The 15,599-nt window shown below is 57.2% G+C and carries 15 protein-coding genes; 7 read left to right on the top strand and 8 right to left on the bottom strand.

Annotated features, from left to right (window positions below):
- Positions 1-60: 60 nt before the first annotated feature.
- On the bottom strand, positions 61-339 hold the full coding sequence (locus tag WJU18_RS07615; protein ID WP_423459502.1) for a metal-sensing transcriptional repressor: 279 nt from the start codon (positions 337-339) through the stop codon (positions 61-63).
- Between the two features lie 255 nt (positions 340-594).
- On the opposite strand from WJU18_RS07615, the gene WJU18_RS07610 reads away from it, so the two are divergent.
- A complete protein-coding gene (locus tag WJU18_RS07610) occupies positions 595-1,281 on the top strand; it encodes a HupE/UreJ family protein (protein WP_423459501.1) in 687 nt (228 codons plus the stop codon).
- Between the two features lie 202 nt (positions 1,282-1,483).
- On the opposite strand, the gene WJU18_RS07605 is transcribed toward WJU18_RS07610, so the two are convergent.
- Positions 1,484-1,630 carry a hypothetical protein gene (locus WJU18_RS07605; protein WP_423459500.1) on the bottom strand — a complete coding sequence of 49 codons (147 nt, stop codon included), beginning with the start codon at positions 1,628-1,630 and terminating at the stop codon, positions 1,484-1,486.
- A 304-nt stretch (positions 1,631-1,934) separates the two neighbouring features.
- Here WJU18_RS07605 and WJU18_RS07600 point away from each other — a divergent pair, with 304 nt between their 5' ends.
- The 5 genes from WJU18_RS07600 to WJU18_RS07580 all read left to right on the top strand — a co-directional run bounded on the left by WJU18_RS07600 (position 1,935) and on the right by WJU18_RS07580 (position 8,584).
- The gene (locus WJU18_RS07600) at positions 1,935-3,047 is read left to right on the top strand and encodes an efflux RND transporter periplasmic adaptor subunit (RefSeq protein WP_423459499.1); all 1,113 of its coding nucleotides are present in this window, start codon (positions 1,935-1,937) and stop codon (positions 3,045-3,047) included.
- A 1-nt stretch (position 3,048) separates the two neighbouring features.
- Positions 3,049-6,156 (top strand): efflux RND transporter permease subunit, encoded by a 3,108-nt coding sequence (locus WJU18_RS07595; protein ID WP_423459498.1) that lies wholly within the window; start codon positions 3,049-3,051, stop codon positions 6,154-6,156.
- Positions 6,149-6,451, top strand: coding sequence for a DUF3240 family protein (locus tag WJU18_RS07590; protein ID WP_423459497.1), 303 nt, complete (start codon positions 6,149-6,151; stop codon positions 6,449-6,451). The genes WJU18_RS07595 and WJU18_RS07590 overlap by 8 nt, the downstream gene beginning before the upstream one ends.
- Positions 6,448-7,704 (top strand): TolC family protein, encoded by a 1,257-nt coding sequence (locus WJU18_RS07585; RefSeq protein WP_423459496.1) that lies wholly within the window; start codon positions 6,448-6,450, stop codon positions 7,702-7,704. The genes WJU18_RS07590 and WJU18_RS07585 overlap by 4 nt, the downstream gene beginning before the upstream one ends.
- A 307-nt stretch (positions 7,705-8,011) precedes the next feature.
- Complete coding sequence (locus WJU18_RS07580; RefSeq protein WP_423459495.1) at positions 8,012-8,584, top strand: hypothetical protein; 573 nt, start codon at positions 8,012-8,014, stop codon at positions 8,582-8,584.
- Between the two features lie 264 nt (positions 8,585-8,848).
- Here the strand turns inward: WJU18_RS07580 and tnpC are convergent, their stop codons facing one another.
- The 3 genes from tnpC to tnpA are packed head-to-tail and all read right to left on the bottom strand — an operon-like array spanning position 8,849 to position 11,123.
- Positions 8,849-10,399, bottom strand: coding sequence for an IS66 family transposase (gene tnpC, locus WJU18_RS07575; protein ID WP_423459494.1), 1,551 nt, complete (start codon positions 10,397-10,399; stop codon positions 8,849-8,851).
- Positions 10,400-10,458: 59 nt separating this feature from the next.
- Entirely contained in the window at positions 10,459-10,803 is a 345-nt protein-coding gene (gene tnpB / locus WJU18_RS07570; protein WP_423459493.1) for an IS66 family insertion sequence element accessory protein TnpB, read from the bottom strand.
- Entirely contained in the window at positions 10,791-11,123 is a 333-nt protein-coding gene (tnpA, locus tag WJU18_RS07565; protein WP_423459492.1) for an IS66-like element accessory protein TnpA, read from the bottom strand. The genes tnpB and tnpA overlap by 13 nt, the downstream gene beginning before the upstream one ends.
- A 332-nt stretch (positions 11,124-11,455) precedes the next feature.
- On the opposite strand from tnpA, the gene WJU18_RS07560 reads away from it, so the two are divergent.
- The gene (locus WJU18_RS07560) at positions 11,456-12,124 is read left to right on the top strand and encodes a hypothetical protein (protein WP_423459491.1); all 669 of its coding nucleotides are present in this window, start codon (positions 11,456-11,458) and stop codon (positions 12,122-12,124) included.
- A gap of 322 nt (positions 12,125-12,446) precedes the next feature.
- Here the strand turns inward: WJU18_RS07560 and WJU18_RS07555 are convergent, their stop codons facing one another.
- The 3 genes from WJU18_RS07555 to WJU18_RS07545 form a co-directional block, all read right to left on the bottom strand.
- Entirely contained in the window at positions 12,447-12,986 is a 540-nt protein-coding gene (locus tag WJU18_RS07555) for a hypothetical protein (RefSeq protein WP_423459490.1), read from the bottom strand.
- A 283-nt stretch (positions 12,987-13,269) separates the two neighbouring features.
- Positions 13,270-15,099, bottom strand: coding sequence for a DUF927 domain-containing protein (locus WJU18_RS07550; RefSeq protein WP_423459489.1), 1,830 nt, complete (start codon positions 15,097-15,099; stop codon positions 13,270-13,272).
- Complete coding sequence (locus WJU18_RS07545; RefSeq protein ID WP_423459488.1) at positions 15,096-15,557, bottom strand: CHC2 zinc finger domain-containing protein; 462 nt, start codon at positions 15,555-15,557, stop codon at positions 15,096-15,098. The genes WJU18_RS07550 and WJU18_RS07545 overlap by 4 nt, the downstream gene beginning before the upstream one ends.
- Between the last annotated feature and the right edge of the window lie 42 nt (positions 15,558-15,599).

Raw genomic sequence — 15,599 nt, 5'->3', positions numbered from 1 at the left:
CTCTATTGAATATCTCTTTGGGAGTTCTGACCATTCGGAATCACCCCAGATCGTCAGCATTCATGCGGATTGCAGGAGTTTTGCAGGGGCGACTAATGAGCGTGCACCGGCTTTCCCAGCATCCGCAATGGCATGTTCCAGACAGTGGTCAATGTGGTCCTGCACAAGCGTCTTCTTGGCTTGAGAGATCGCTTTCTCAACGGCTTGAAGTTGTTGAGCAATGTCCAAGCACTCGCGTCCGCCCTCAATCATCTGGATCACGCTAGCCAGATGCCCGTTTGCTCGCTTCAGGCGCTTGACGATGGCAGCGTGAGTCTCATGTGTGTGTAGATTTTCCATGACTCTATGTTATCCTCCCCCCAGGTTAAATCAATCATTCGTTTCCTCAGGTTAGCGTAGAGCGCCCTCTTTGTAGTCATTGCTAATTGGCACTTCGCGCGCTGCAGTCAATCTGTATCGAAAAGTGTTCCTATCGACGTTCATCATGCCTCTGTCGCGATATCTGCCACTAAAGCCCTCTGCCATTGGCCAAAATTGTGGAGGCGTTTGCATGAATTTCTCCATGTCAAGTTGGCATGACCTCGGAGACAAAAAATGGACACGGGAATGACATTGCTTAGTCGTAGTGGTTGCGCGGTTCCGCGCCCATCTCCGTTCATCTTTTCCCAGATCACTGCTGATTTTTTGGCTTCGCTTTTTAGCAGGTTTTGCAACCTCGGATCTATCGGGTCATCGCTAGCATTGCCTGCGCCGAGAAGCCTGCTCTTTTTTCTATCTCATCGTGTATTGGTCTCGCTCACGTTGACGATCGCCCTAGGAGTTCCAGACGCCATGGCTGACGCGGCGGATCCAAGAGAAAACGGTCATTTACAGGGACCTACCCGTCTGGATCTGCTTACGCTCATAGCCCCTGGGATAGGACACATGCTCCTAAATCTTGGCCACATCCTCTTTTTGATGGGGGTTTTCTTCTTCCTATTCCGGCTCACGCACGTCGGCACCTACGTGAGCCTTTTTGTGCTCGGCCATTTCACTGCCATGATTTTTGGAGTCTATTTTGGTCTAGGAACCAACATATACCTGATCAACGTGATGCTTGGTCTGTCTGTGGTCTACAAAGTTGTGGACAACCTTGGGGGATTTCAACGCTGGAGGATCATTCAACCAAACCCTGGGCTTGCTACGCTGGTATTTGCGACTTTTCATGGTGTCGGCGTGGCCACCAATATCCTGGAGTACCAGATATTGCCCTATGGCTTGGTACGCGACGTACTGGCTTGAGATCAAGGCTTGCGGTGCACAGCAATAAATCGCCATTCAATCCCGAGACGCTCTCTATTAAGGCGTCTCTTCAGGAAAATCAGCGGTTTTGGCGAGCACCGGTGAGTACTATGCCGTTCCTCCCGAATCTCCCTATAGGAGGAACGCGCGAATGAAGATCAATGTCGCCCGCTTGCCTTCTCGACATGTCGTTGGCTGGTGGTTACGCTGCCTCCTGGCCGTCGTGTTGATAGCAGACCAAGTCAGTGCCCCCTGGCATCAGCATCATCATGATTCTCGTGTAGACGAGATGGTTGCTATCGAAGGCTTCGGTCATTCCATCGACAGGCAAGACTTCTGCGAGAGCCATGAGAGCAGCCCAGAAGCTTTCCATGCGACCACAGCACTGCTCGCGGATCTACGACCACAATTAGGTGACCCCGCCCCCAATCCGGAGGCAGACAAACCGCTCTACCCATCGACCTCGTTCCGGCTAGTACTCGCGGTTCGTGAGGTAGTGACCGGAACACCGTTACCACTAGACCGGCCGCCGCCGATCGTCCAACGAAGCCTACCTCCAGACGGACGCGCGCCTCCCATCCGCGCCTGAAGCATTCTTTTTCCGCTTTCAGTGGTGCACCAAACGGTGCGCCGGGTTCCGTCGTGGAGGTTTCATGTTTCATCATCTTGTTAGGATGGCGCTCGCGCGCACCATCATCTTGCTCGCCGCTTCGAGCGCAGCGCAACTTGCACAGGCCGAGAGCTTCAAAGTGTCTCCAGCGCAATTGCAAGCCTTGGGTATTCAGTTACAGACTTTGGAAAATCCGGCACCGATCGCGGGCTTAGCATATCCCGCACGTGTAGTGCTACCCCCAGCGCAGGAAGTTGTACTCAGCGCACCGTTGGGCGGGAGCATTGACCAATTGCTGGTTACAGAGAACGAGCTCGTGAAAACGGGGCAGCCTTTGGTGCGACTGGTAAGCCCGGAGCTTGGTGAACTACAGTTGCGCCTAGCCGAAGCCGCCTCGCGGTCGCGACTCGCGCAGCAAACATTGGTCCGAGAACAAGCTTTGTTTTCTGAAGGAATCATCCCAGAGCGGCGAATCCAAGAATCGCAGGCTGCAGCGTCTGAGGCGCGCATCCGCCAAACTCAGGCAGAGTCGGCACTAAGGCTTTCTGGGGCCGATGCGGGGATGATCCGGCGTGTCGCCCAAGGAGGGGCGATGCAAGACGCTTTGTTGCTCTACGCCCGCAGCCCCGGCATCGTGACCAGAATCGACGCCAAGCCAGGACAACGGGTGCAGCCCGCAGAAGCGCTGTTGCGCGTGGCTGATACGCGCAAGCTCTGGTTGGACGTTCAGATTCCAGTTGCCAGGCAGTCTCAGGTTGCGCCCAAGGGAGCGATTTTGGAGGGGGTCGACCGCAAGCTGTTAGCCAAGGTCGTCGGGTTTGGGCCAATAGTTTCAGACAGCCAGACGGTGACATTGCGCTCAGAGGTAACCAAAGGCGCTGAGCAAGTACGTGTAGGCGAAGCGTTGCAGGTGCGCGTGCCGTTTAGCGCGACAGGCGGATGGGCCGTTCCAGTGTCATCTGTGGTTCGTCAGGACAACGATGCTTTTCTATTTGTACGCACGCCTGAGGGCTTCACGGCCACGCGCGTCACCGTGCAGGCAGGAGCCGGTCAATCGCTGTTCGTAGTAGGCGAATTGCGCCCGGGACAGCAGATCGCCGTCTCCTCAGTCATCGCACTGAAAGCAGCTTGGCTCGGTAAAGGCGGGAGCAACTAACATGCTGTCGCGCTTAGTTCATTTTGCGCTCGCACAGCGCTTGTTTGTGCTGCTTGCAGGCTTATTGCTAGCGGGCGCCGGTTGGCTGGCTTTCAAAGATCTTCCGATTGATGCGTTTCCAGACGTAGCCAGCACCCAGGTCAAGGTCATCATGAAAGCCCCGGGAATGACCCCCGAGGAAATTGAAAGCCGCATCGCCTTGCCGATAGAGGTCGAGATGCTGGGCATTCCAAAGCAACGCATGCTGCGATCGGTGTCCAAGTACGGCATCGTCGACGTGACGATCGACTTTGAAGACGGCACCGATATTTACTGGGCACGCCAGCAGGTATCGGAGCGCTTATCTGGAATTCTAGGCGACCTTCCGGCAGGGATTAGCGGCGGTATGGCTCCTATCACCACACCACTGGGTGAGATGTTCATGTTCACCATTGAAGGTGAGCGCTATTCGTTGGAAGAGCGGCGCAACTTGCTGGACTGGGTTATTCGGCCAGCTTTGCGCTCAGTGGTGGGAGTAGCAGACGTCAACGCCCTGGGCGGCAAGGTGCACAGCTTTGAAGTCGTACCTGACCCGGTTCGTCTGGCTGCGGTAGGGATATCCACGATGCAAGTCAAGGCTGCGATTGAGACCAACAACCGCAACGATGGTGCAGGAAGGCTCAGCGAAGGCGACGAGGTGCTACTGGTTCGTAGCGAGGGAAGCATCCGCGACGCGGAGGACCTGCGCGCAGTAGTCGTCAAGGCCGACAAGGGCGAGACCGTCAGACTTGGGGAGGTCGCGACAGTGCGCGACGGGAGCGTGACCCGCTACGGTGTTGTTACCAAGGATGGTAAAGGTGAGGCTGTTCAAGGATTAGTACTGGGCTTGGCTGGCGCGAATGCTCAAAAAGTGGTCGAGGGTGTGCAACAAAAGATCGCAGAGCTGAAGCCCACGCTGCCCGAAGGCATTGAATTGAACGTTTTCTACAACCGGGCCAGCTTGGTTGAAAAGGCTGTAGGAACCGTTTCGAAGGCGCTACTGGAAGCAACAGTGTTGGTTTTGGTGTTATTGGGCGCTTTCCTTGGCAACCTCCGCGCCGCTCTTACTGTAGCCCTCGTGCTGCCCCTGACCGCATTGGCAACCTTCATTTTGATGCGAATGACCGGTATGTCGGCCAACCTGATGAGCCTGGGCGGGCTCGCTATTGCGTTGGGCATGCTTGTGGATGCGGCAGTGGTGGTGGTTGAGAACGTGGTCCAGCACCTTGGCAATGAAAAAGAGAGTAAGCGGCTCCCCCGCCTCCACATCGTGTTCCGAGCGGTCCGCGAGGTCGCTGTGCCGGTCGCGGCAGGCATCCTCATCATTGTTGTCGTGTTCCTGCCGCTACTGACCCTTCAAGGTCTGGAAGGTAAGTTCTTCGTGCCCGTCGCAATGACCATCGTATTCGCGCTGGCCAGTTCTCTGCTCTTGTCGCTGACCATCATTCCAGTTCTGTCGTCCTTCCTCATCAAGCGCGGAGTGCACGATGACCCTTGGCTGCCACGGAAATTGGCAGCTCTCTACGAACCAACCCTGATCTTTGCGCTGAAACGCCAAAAGCTGGTCTTTGTCCTTGCAACTGCGATGCTCGCCGCTGCGGCAGGGGTCTACACCTTGGTCGGCAAAACATTCATGCCAGCGATGGACGAAGGCGACATCATCGTGGGTATCGAAAAGCTGCCCTCCGTAAGTCTAGAGCAGACTGCCGCGCTAGACCTCCGCATTCAACAGGCGCTGATGGGAGCGATTCCCGAGATCACTGGTGTCGTCGCCCGTGCGGGCTCAGATGAGATCGGGCTTGACCCCATGGGCTTAAACCAGACAGATACCTTTCTGGTCCTCAAGCCTCGCGACCAATGGTCTGCCGAGAACAAGGAAGTACTGCAAGATCGGATTCGCGCCGTGTTGGACGATTTACCAGGGGTGGGATACAGCTTCACACAGCCAATTGATATGCGGGTGTCCGAGATGATCATCGGCGTTCGAGGCGACGTGGCAATCAAGGTTTTCGGACCCGACTTGAACAAGCTAAACCAGTTGGCAGCCCAAATAGAAAAGCTGGTCAAGGAGGTTCCAGGCAACCAGGATGTCTACACGGTCGAAAACGATGGAGTCCAGTACCTTAGCGTCATAGTCGACCGGCTGGCTGCAGGTCGCTACGGGTTGTCAATGGAAGACGTGCAGAACGCTCTACGCGTGCAGATAGAGGGTCAGCGCGCAGGGACAGTGATTGACGGTAACCGCCGTATCCCAATCGTGATGCGTGGCACCGACGCTGTGCGGATTTCCCCAGCAGAGTTTGAGGCATTGCGAATCACGGCCCCAGACGGCCAGAGTGTCCCCCTTCGCACTTTGGCTCGATTGGAGCGGACCAGCGGCCCGGTGAAGATTGATCGTGAAATGGGCAGCCGCTATAGCGTAGTGATTGCCAATGTGGCTGGGCGCGATCTGGTTGGATTTGTCGAGGAGGCGCGCGCCAAGATTGACCAGAACGTTAGTTTGCCAACAGGCTATCGCATCGCTTGGGGCGGGCAGTTCGAAAACCAGCAGCGTGCCGCCGCCCGGTTGGCTCTGGTGGTTCCGCTATCGCTAGCCTTCATTTTTGTCATTTTGTTCACCACGTTTGGATCTATCCGCCAAGCACTTCTTGTGCTTAGCAACATCCCTTTCGCGCTAGTGGGTGGAGTCATTGCGCTCTGGGTCACAGGAGAGTATCTCTCGGTGCCTGCGTCGGTCGGCTTTATCGCCTTGCTCGGCATCGCAGTACTGAATGGTCTAGTGCTCGTCAGTTACTTCAATCAGTTGCGCGCCGAAGGCTTAGATCCACTGGCTTGCGTTGTCCAAGGTGCAAAGCGCCGACTAAGGCCGGTATTGATGACGGCAGCTATTACTGCATTTGGGTTGATTCCCTTGCTGTTTGCGACCGGCCCCGGATCAGAAATCCAACGCCCTCTGGCCATCGTGGTGATTGGCGGGCTCATCACCGCGACCGCGCTGACCTTGATTCTTTTACCCATCCTTTATTTGCGCTTCGGCCAATCTACAACCCGCCCATATTCTGGCGACGCAAAGGAGTTGACACATGTCTGAGCTTTGCCTAACCGTGTTGTGTCCGCCTGAAGTAGAGGAGAAGTTATTGGACGCATTACTTGCCAATGTGACAGACCGGATCTTCACCACTACACCGACTTTCAGCCACGGGATGGCTCATGGTCTTCTTGACAAGAGTGAACAGGTCATGGGTCGTAGTCATGCCATCCAGTTGCAGATCCTGACAGGACCTGCAGAGCTGACTGAACTGCTTGAGACACTTCGCGTCGACTTTGCTGGAACAGGATTGCGTTATTGGACGGTGCCTTTGAGCCACGTCGGAGAAATCAAATGAAACAACTTCACATCATGACAATTCTGCGCACCGGGCTGATATCTCTCATCCTGACTACTGCTTTGCAGTCCTTTGGTCAAGCACTGCCCGCCGAACTCCCAGATGCGAACCAGGCTCAACTGGCCATAGAGCAGGACCCTGCAGTAGTCCAAGCTCGTCATGCTCTTGAGGCCTCACGTCATAGCGCTGCCATGATTGCGGCAGGCCCGTATGAATGGACGGTCGGGGGGAATGCACAACGCCGGAGGACTAAGGGTGAGAGCGGGTCCAATGAATGGACCGTCCAAATAGAGCGACCAATTCGTTGGGGTGGAAAGGCAGACTTGGACCGTCGACTAGGTCAATCGACGGAAGAACTCGCTCGTGCGCAATTGGGAAAGGCACGCATCGAAGCAGCAGAGACACTGCTCCAAACTTGGCTGGATTGGCAAGCCGCACAGAACACGCGTGCCGCCTTGGAAGATCAGGTCTGGCTAGCAGAAGAAAACCAACGCACGGTAGATTTGAGGCGCAAAGCTGGTGACGCGTCACGTCTAGAGTCCAACGTTGCAAGAGCCGATCTGGTAGAGGCTCGGCGGCAAGTAGCCGAGGCTGCAACAGCTGAGGCGAAAGCTTTAGCGGCTTTGCAAGTTAGATACCCCACGTTGCCAGCTCAAGCACGGTCTCAACCAGACCCCGCGCCCTTGGAGCTAGGCGAAGACCAGTGGCGCCAGCGCGCGACGGCAGATCACCCCTCGTTGGTTGCAGCAAGGCAGGCCGTAGTCCGCGCTGAACTGGCCGCCGAAAGAGTGCGCGCGGAACGCACCCCTGACCCAACGGTTGGAATGTTCGTGAGTTCTGAGGCCAGACGAAGCGAACGGATTGTTGGTTTAAGCGTCAGTATTCCCATTGGCGGAACCTATCGGCAGCAGGCAGCTCTTGAATCTCTACGTCAAGTCGATGTCGCGCGTGCTGGATTTGAACGTCAACAACGCGAGTTGGAACTGCAGGTAGCTACCCGGTTCCGGGAAGCGATAGGTAACTTCGATCGTTGGAAGCTGGCCGTGGACGCAGCTAAAGCGGTACAGGAGACCACTCAGTTAAGCCAGAAGGCTTATGCAGCGGGAGAGTTGGACGTTCAGGCACTCTTATTGACCCGTCGACAGGCGCTTGAGGCTGTGAGAGCGGTCCAATCAACGCGAATGGATGCTTTACGTGCGCGCTACCAGCTGCTTTTAGACACGGGAGCCTTGTGGCAGCAAGCGACGCGGTAACAGGAACTAGGGATTGGTGGTAAGACAATCTGCCGGGCACGGTGAATATCCTCCCGCTGCGCAAGCCGAATACCCGCCTGCGTCTGCGCTACAGCCTCAACCGTCTGCTGTTCGTTAACAGGGTTAGTTTTGTAAACCGGCGCGTTAACTGAGGCCTTGTTAACCAACTCATCGGACTTGGCCTGGATCTTGAGCGAGAGGTCATGCTTTCCCATTCTCCGTTCCTGATGTGGGAACGGAAAATGTATCTGAACGCGATTCCTAAGGCATGATTGCCCTGACGTTTATACCAATGTAGGGGATCTAGATGACACAAGACGACAAATGGACGCTTATTGACAAAAAGGAGCGGAAAATTGTTTTTGAGAATGATGGCGACTCCGAGCTTAACGCTGAGCAGGGGCCGTTAACCGATTCACCTCGAACGAGCGCTCGACGTCGCCTACTAGATGCACTAGCGAATGTCCCTGAAGCATATCCAACGACTCGGGACCGTTCGGACTCAGAAAGATTCGTAAACCATGTTGTTGCGTTGCGCTACCGGCTCAACATCTTAGCCCGTCGAGAAGAGCGAGATGGTAACCATCAAACCGCCTTACATCGAAGCCGAGCAGAACGCAACGCCCTCTCGTGGTTGCTCCAAGAGGTATTGCCCGGACGTCAGCCGGATAAAAAACCAGTGAAACAGACCAAGCCTCCCGACGGCTACTATGTGCGCGCGCGACTGGAGGAGGCGATGAGTCTGATGGCCGAGGGCTACAGATCAATCAAGGACGAAAAGCCCGGAGTGCTCTTCCACACCTTGGGTGATGACATCGCGCCTGTGGAAGTGAGCTTGCCTGTTTGGTTCTATGTCAAAGGCGCCACCGATCGGCACTGAGATGCAGTCGGCGCAATCAACTGCCTGTGGTTCGAAGTCGCAATTGGATGAGACCGCGCTAGCGGACCTCTTCGTACGCGACCTAGGCTTGGGTCCAGATCAGCTTGACCTCCTCACTTAACCCTGAGGATTTTTGGTGCATCACTAGATTTTCAATCAATGTCTAAGCGCCATACTGTGTTGAATGCGTCACAAAGGTTTCTGCAACCGCATATAAGGCTGATTAACGTAAGCACCCGGTGAACCCGTCTTGACGCAGTTGTATCAGCCTGCTGGTGTCCAGCGGTGAGGCAGCAGTTTGCTGATCTGGCTGTTCTTGTGAGTGGGCAAGCGTTCGAGCACGTCTTTCAGATAGGCATACGGATCATGGCCATTCAGGCGCGCCGACTGAATCAGGCTCATGATGGCGGCTGCGCGCTGCCCACCGCGCAGCGATCCGGCGAACAACCAGTTCGAGCGGCCCACCGCCCAAGGCCGGATCTGGTTTTCCACCCAGTTGTTGTCGATGGGCGCATCACCATCGTCCAGGTAGCGCGTGAGCGCCTGCCAGCGCTTGAGGCTGTAGTCGATGGCGCGCGCCGTGCCCGATCCATCCGGCACCCGCAGCCGCTGCGCCAACAGCCACCGATGCAGTGTCTCGGCAACCGGCCTGGCGCGTGCCTGCCGCATCCTTTGCCGCTCTTGGGCAGGCAACTGAGCCACCTCGCGTTCGATTCCGTACAGCGCGCCAAACAACTCCAGCGCCTGTGCCGCGATCTGGCTCTGGTGGTTCATATGTAGATCATGGAACTTGCGCCGTGCGTGCGCCATGCACCCCAACTCGGTGATCCCTGCGGCAAACCCCGCCTTGTAGCCCGCATAGTCGTCGGTCACCAGCTTGCCTCGCCACTCAGCCAGGAACGCGCGGCAGTGCTCGCCCGCCCGGCTGGGCTGGAAGTCATAGACCACCGCACGCACCTGCTCATACGCCGTGGGCGTATAGGCCCACAGGTAGGCCTGATGGGTCTTGCCTGCCCCGGGCTTGAGCATCTGCACCGGAGTCTCATCCGCGTGCAGCACTGTCTTGGTCAGCACCTCGGCCTTGAGCGCCTCGACCAACGGCTGCAGCCGCAGTCCGCACACGCCCACCCATTCGCCCAGCGTCGAGCGGGCCAGCGCCAGACCTGCGCGTGCAAAGATGCCTTCTTGCCGATACAACGGCAGGTGATCGGCGAACTTGGCCACCAGCACCTGCGCCAGCAGGCCTGCCGTGGGGATGCCTTTGTCGATGATCTGGGCCGGTACCGGCGCTTGCGTGAGGGTTTCGCACTGCGCGCACACCCATTTGCCGCGGATGTGGCGCTGCACCGAGAAGACACCCGGCACATAGTCCAGCTTCTCGCTCACATCTTCGCCCATGCGTTTGAGCTCGCAGCCGCAGCGGCACGTCGTGGAGGCCGGCTCATGGTGAATCTCGGTACGCGGCAGCTCGGGCGGCAGCTTCATACGCCGTGGTGCCTGGGTGACAGGCCGGGCTGTGATGCTGGCCTGCAAGGCCAGCACTTGTTCTTCGATGGCCGCCATGTCTGCATCCATCGTTTCTTCCAACAGGCTTGCCTGCGCTGCATTGAGCTGTTCGCTTCGCCGGCCATAGCGCCAGCGCTTGTACAGCGCCAGCTCCTGCGTGAGCTGATCGATATGCGTCTGCTTAAAGTGCAGCGCCTGATCGTGTCGGGCGATCTGCGCATCGCGCTCAGCCACCTGGCCCATCAGGCGTTCGGCCAGTACGCGCAACTGCTGCGCATCCAACTGATCGAGGCTCACTGCATCACTCATGGCCTGCAGTGTGGCAGAGACTCAAAGCACCTGCTATTGGCGTCTTACCCCATTGCCAGCTACAGCACGGAGATGGCACCTGCGGCACCGACGTGTTGCCAGGGCAGACCTAGCACCAGCGCTTGCCACTGCTCACTGTCCAAGGGCACGTGGGCACCGTGCATCGCATTGGACCAGATGAACTTGCCGCGGTTCAGCCGCCGCGCGGCCAGCCACAGGCCGATGCCATCATGCACGAGCACCTTCATGCGGTTGGCACGCTGGTTGGCAAAGCAGTAGGCGTGATGAGGCTTGGCAGTGCCAAAGACTTCGATCACCCGAGCCAGGGCTGTGTTGGCGCCTGCGCGCATGTCCAGCGGATGGGTGGCCAGCCAGATGGCCTCTACGCGGATCACTTCAGCCACTCGCGCAGCCAGGCCACGCAGGCTCCCGCTTCGCTCACGGGCCATTGCACCGTGGCTTGCACAGGCCCGCGCACCAGCCGGATCTCGATATGGCCGCTCGCCGGCGCGCTCACCATCACAGGCACAAACCCCGGCACGTTCTGCCCTCGCTCGCTACTCTGGCGGATCCACTTGTGCACCAGGTTCGCATTCACCGCGTGCGACAGCGCTACTCCCGCAATGGACGCACCGGGCTGGCTGCACTCGGCCACGATCTGCGCCTTCAACGCCTTCGGATAAGTACGCCGACGGCGCAACGGTGCTAATTCTGTCTTCGTCATGGTGCCCACCTAAAGAGGTGGACACTAGCCAACCCCATCACAGGATTCAATATGGGTTCACCGGGTGCTTACTGATTAACTAGAACTTGTGCATCTTGAACATCTCCCGCTTTGAAGTGATCGTTGGCGTCGTAGCACACAACCACGGGGAAATCGTTCCTGTCGAGACAATTCCATGCCACAAAGATCCAACCACTTCCAACGCTTAGTAACCGTGATTCACACCAGACTATCGAAGGGCTGGGAAGTCACCGAATCTCGGATGCTGTGTGATCTGCACACGGGCGACAAACGGGAAGTCGATGTTGTTGCTTATGCGAAGATAGTGGGGCATGAACTCTATTTGTGTGCCGAATGCCGGGACCATACACGCCCTGCAGACGTTACCTGGATCGAGTCGATGGCTAAAGCACGAAAGTTTGCCCACCTCTAAACTGGTACTCTGGTCGCGAAATGGCTTCACGAGGTCGGCGATACGCAAAGCCGAACTTCTCAAAATTGACGTGGTGTCAGCAAAGGACGTGGAAAAAGTGGACTGGGCAAAGACTGCCAGAAATTTGGTTGGCAGTCGTGTACAGCTCGTGTCCCCTACATTTTTTCCTTTTCTCGATGTAAGGAATCCAGATGGAACGCTGGAACGGATCGAAGGCATGGGGAGTTTTCAGTGGTTCAGAAAGAACACCGGTGAGCTCGCCGGAACTATGGAACTCGTCATTCAAGAGATTCTGACGAGTGATGCCATTCGCACTGTGATGCTCGATCACACACCTGCTGGTTCTGGTGACTTCTGGGTGCATGTTTGCTCACCAGCAGATGAAGAATGGTTTACGCGAGCCATGGATGGAACTATCCTAGCTGTGACTCGCGTTGGGATAGGAATTCGCACCATAACGGAAAGCCTTTCATTAGAAGTAGCTTCCGCTTCGCACGCGGGGAAAGTGATTACCCTGGCAACTGCAACGACATCGATCGGAAATCGGGTCGATTTTTATGTCGAGTAGTCGATCGACGGCCGTGTTGTGACAGACTCGCAGCATGTCAAGAAGACGGGCTAGCCGCGAAAACTGCGAGCTTCTGTTTTGTCCTCCGATCAAAGTGGAAACCCCGGCAAGCGACCTCCTTTTGACTAGATGTTTCGAGTGAACTACCACTCGTGCTCAACACGCACCGCCCAATGGGCGGAAGCAGAGTCCTAGCACTAACACGCGCTCCTAGCCCAACCAGAATCGGGCACCAAGTCCCCCTTCTTACACCCCCGTCCGTCCTGGGCGCTGAAGCCCCAAAAACGTCCTAAAAGGGTATCCAAATAGGCGCTCAGACCTGCTATTGAAAGCTGGCGAACGCGGGACAGCGTTGCAGCATCTGAAGGACGCCACCGACCTCAGGAGACTTCAGTTCTGCCCTGGTATAGATGCCGCAGCGCTTTGAGCTCAAATGCACGCACTCAAGACAGAGGCGGCGGTCGTCCCCCTCGCGATCACGGCGCACCAACTTGTCGGCCAATGCCTCCGCCAACTCTTCGCCAATATCTTGGCGGGTAAACAAGATGATGCGCGCCTGAAGGACTGCCTGTTCTGTACGGTTCATCGCAGCATCCATACTGGGGTCGAAGGGCCAGCAGTAGCGATCGGCCGACGCCTCGAGGTCGTCAATTTGATGGTCCATTAGCGTGTCGGCAATCTGAGGATTCGCGACTACTTCGACAGCGTCACCTGTCACAGCGCGCGCCCCATGTCTCTGAAAGCTGGTGACCACGTCCTCACTCAGGTCGTCCGTTGGAGCGAGAATCGGATCTGGCGCCGCAGTCATATCGTCCTGCGCCGCCAGCATGTCAAACAATCCCTGGAGTACTCCGAAACTCATAGCTTCCTCGCTCCGGGCGTGGATTCCACCATAGTCTGATTTTTTTCAGTGTTCCAGGTGTATCGTGTGTTCAATCCACACGGACGCAGACCTTTTGCTGAAACACCATCCATTTCTGCCGGTGTTCCAAGTGTTCCAGGCATGACGGATGGCTGGCAGCTGAAACACATGGAACACCGACGCTTCTGCGGAGTGTTCCAACGCAAACCCGCATGAGGGCTGACGTGCACACGTGCCACACCCGTAACACCCCGCAGATCGATGCAGAAAGCACAAATCATGATTAACTCGCGTCCAGATAATGAGCGTTCACGGGATACACGCGTCTCTGTTGTCCATCAATGCGACGCAAGAATGAGCTTTTGCCATCTGCACCCGGTCTTGGCAGGGCTCCGGCCTCCCGCAGTACGTCCAATCCGCGCTGGAAGTCATAGCCCCTCAGGCACTCGCGCATTCCATCGCCAGTAAACAGGTATACCCTGCCGCCAGGCGCCTCCTCCCACCAGCCGGCTCGGTCACGGATCATCATGGTTGGACTGGGGCTCGTGCCGATCGCGCTAAATTTGCTGTCTCCGTAGCGCTCTATGAAGCCCTCCACCTTCTCCAGCAATTGAGCGCGTTCGAGGTTTCCCGGAACATCGCCGCGCTCGGCCAGCCAAACACGGAAACCCTCGGCCGCGGCCTCGATGGCTTGCTGGGGCTGCCATTGGGTTATTCCGAGGGCTGTCGCCAGTTCGCCTGCTAAAGCCAGCAGGGCAAAACGAGCGGCGGCGCGTTTTGCCTGTCCGTCCCGGGCTTGAAACTGCGGCCGCGCCTTCATGACCTCCAGCGCATCAGCAAAGTCTATGTCGCTTCGGGTTAAAGCCTGCAGGAATGCACGCCCGGCGTGGCCGTAGTGAGTCTTGCTGGCGGTCTTAAGGGCATCAGAGAAGGCCGCACCACTGGCGTGACCATGCAGTTCATCCCAGGCGCCATAGCGGCGCTGCGCAGGTACATCCAACAGGCGCACGGTCTGTCCAGCCTTGATGCGTTGTCCGCCGTCTGCCATCGTGGTGCCGATGGTGCGTTCACCACTGGACAACACACTGCATTTCCAGCTGGCAACAGCACGGGCTGTACCGGTGCGCGACGCGCGCTGTTTGCCACGCCCATTGCCCAGGCTGTAAACGATGGCACCGACCTCGCGTGGATCACATTCGCTGATTTCGTCCAGCGCCAACAACGAGTCATTGAACAAGGCTGCCACACCTTCCATACCGTTGCTGGTAGCTCGCCAGGAGCGCCGAAAACCTTCGCCGCCCCACACGCTGCATGCGACTTCAATGGCGGTGGTCTTGCCGGTGCTCGAATCGCCCACGAAATGTATGCCACCGCTCTCGGCATTGACCTTCTTCAGCAAAGGGCCAGCGAGAGCAGCGCAGATGGCCAAGATCAACAGCGGATTGCCAACGGCCAACGCCGCCACTCCAGTTTTCCAGCCCTCCATGCTGCCAGCCTGTGCATACTCATCACTAGGTCGCTCACCGGACTGGAACACGACACCCTCAGAACCTGGACCAATAACTTCAGCAGGAAGCACGAACACCTGACCAGCCCATCCGGTTTGAGCGGTGCACAGGATGTTGCGCTCTGGCGTCAATGCCTGCAGATAGCGGCTCAGCGCTCTGTGCATGCCGGGGTCGATTTCCAAGCCCATATGCAACAGTTCGCCGCGCAAGTCGGCTCCGTCAGCGCGCAGCAGTTCCATGGGCATGGCCCAGCTCCGCCATTTGCCCAAAGAGGTTCTGAAGCGCAATTGACGTCCGTAATTGCTGCCGTGCGCGTCGGTGGTAACTGCCTCAATGTACAAAGGGCCACAAACCCAATCGTGAGTAAGCGAGGGAGGATCGTCTTCCTTCTTTCCGCGCTTCAGACCAAAAGAATGCACGCCGGGCTTAAACTTGACGCCATCAAGCTCTGTCCAGTCATCCAGAACCTTAAAACAGGGACGTTCGCTTTCACCAGGCACCGCAAATGGCAGGTGATTCGTCATCATCTCGCCAGTTTTTCCTACATGGCTGGCAATGGAATCATCCAGCGCCGCAAGATCGCGCTTATAAGCGTCCGACATCATGTAAACATCTCCCAGATGCGCGTGACACGTCCAGTTGCGGTCATCAGACGGGCGAGATCGATGTCGGTCAAAACCACGCCGCGAGCGAGATTGCCGGCGGCGACAGCGATCACATAGGCTTCGGCGCGAAGGATTTCCAACGCTGAGCGGGCAGTGATAGGCGTGGGGCGCGTCGGAGCGGTCTTGCCGTCTGCAACCCATGCACCGAGTGCCTTGGCGGCCTCAACGAAGCCAAGGCCCGCGTAAGCCATATGGAAGGCCAATACATCACCCCCTTTCGCGCCGCAGCCCGCCATGCACACGAAAGCGCCATTACGCAAGTTGATGCGCAGGCTGTCGCTACCGCCATGGAAAGGGCAGCCTGCGGTACGCCACTTAGCTTTACCCGTCAGCTTCAGGCCGGCCGTGTTTACGTAGTAGTCGGCAGGGTCTGGAAGTTGAGATTGATCGAAGCTCAAGTTACGCCTCCAGACCCAGGAGGTGGCGGATGGCGCCGACCG

Source organism: Ottowia sp. VDI28 (genome assembly GCF_049532675.1).
In the GTDB taxonomy this organism is placed as follows: Bacteria; Pseudomonadota; Gammaproteobacteria; order Burkholderiales; family Burkholderiaceae_C; genus Ottowia.
Note: the sequence above shows the minus strand (reverse complement) of the source record. Positions and strands in the feature narration are given on the sequence as shown.

Excerpts from the sequence above, each read along its gene's own strand:
- tnpC (WP_423459494.1), bottom strand. The coding sequence starts at position 10,399 with ATGAGTGATGCAGTGAGCCTCGATCAGTTGGATGCGCAGCAGTTGCGC.
- WJU18_RS07615 (WP_423459502.1), bottom strand. The coding sequence starts at position 339 with ATGGAAAATCTACACACACATGAGACTCACGCTGCCATCGTCAAGCGC.
- tnpA (WP_423459492.1), bottom strand. The coding sequence starts at position 11,123 with ATGACGAAGACAGAATTAGCACCGTTGCGCCGTCGGCGTACTTATCCG.
- WJU18_RS07595 (WP_423459498.1), top strand. The coding sequence starts at position 3,049 with ATGCTGTCGCGCTTAGTTCATTTTGCGCTCGCACAGCGCTTGTTTGTG.
- WJU18_RS07580 (WP_423459495.1), top strand. The coding sequence starts at position 8,012 with ATGACACAAGACGACAAATGGACGCTTATTGACAAAAAGGAGCGGAAA.
- WJU18_RS07560 (WP_423459491.1), top strand. The coding sequence starts at position 11,456 with ATGAACTCTATTTGTGTGCCGAATGCCGGGACCATACACGCCCTGCAG.
- WJU18_RS07590 (WP_423459497.1), top strand. The coding sequence starts at position 6,149 with ATGTCTGAGCTTTGCCTAACCGTGTTGTGTCCGCCTGAAGTAGAGGAG.
- WJU18_RS07585 (WP_423459496.1), top strand. The coding sequence starts at position 6,448 with ATGAAACAACTTCACATCATGACAATTCTGCGCACCGGGCTGATATCT.
- WJU18_RS07555 (WP_423459490.1), bottom strand. The coding sequence starts at position 12,986 with ATGAGTTTCGGAGTACTCCAGGGATTGTTTGACATGCTGGCGGCGCAG.
- WJU18_RS07600 (WP_423459499.1), top strand. The coding sequence starts at position 1,935 with ATGTTTCATCATCTTGTTAGGATGGCGCTCGCGCGCACCATCATCTTG.
- WJU18_RS07550 (WP_423459489.1), bottom strand. The coding sequence starts at position 15,099 with ATGATGTCGGACGCTTATAAGCGCGATCTTGCGGCGCTGGATGATTCC.
- WJU18_RS07610 (WP_423459501.1), top strand. The coding sequence starts at position 595 with ATGGACACGGGAATGACATTGCTTAGTCGTAGTGGTTGCGCGGTTCCG.
- WJU18_RS07605 (WP_423459500.1), bottom strand. The coding sequence starts at position 1,630 with ATGGCTCTCGCAGAAGTCTTGCCTGTCGATGGAATGACCGAAGCCTTC.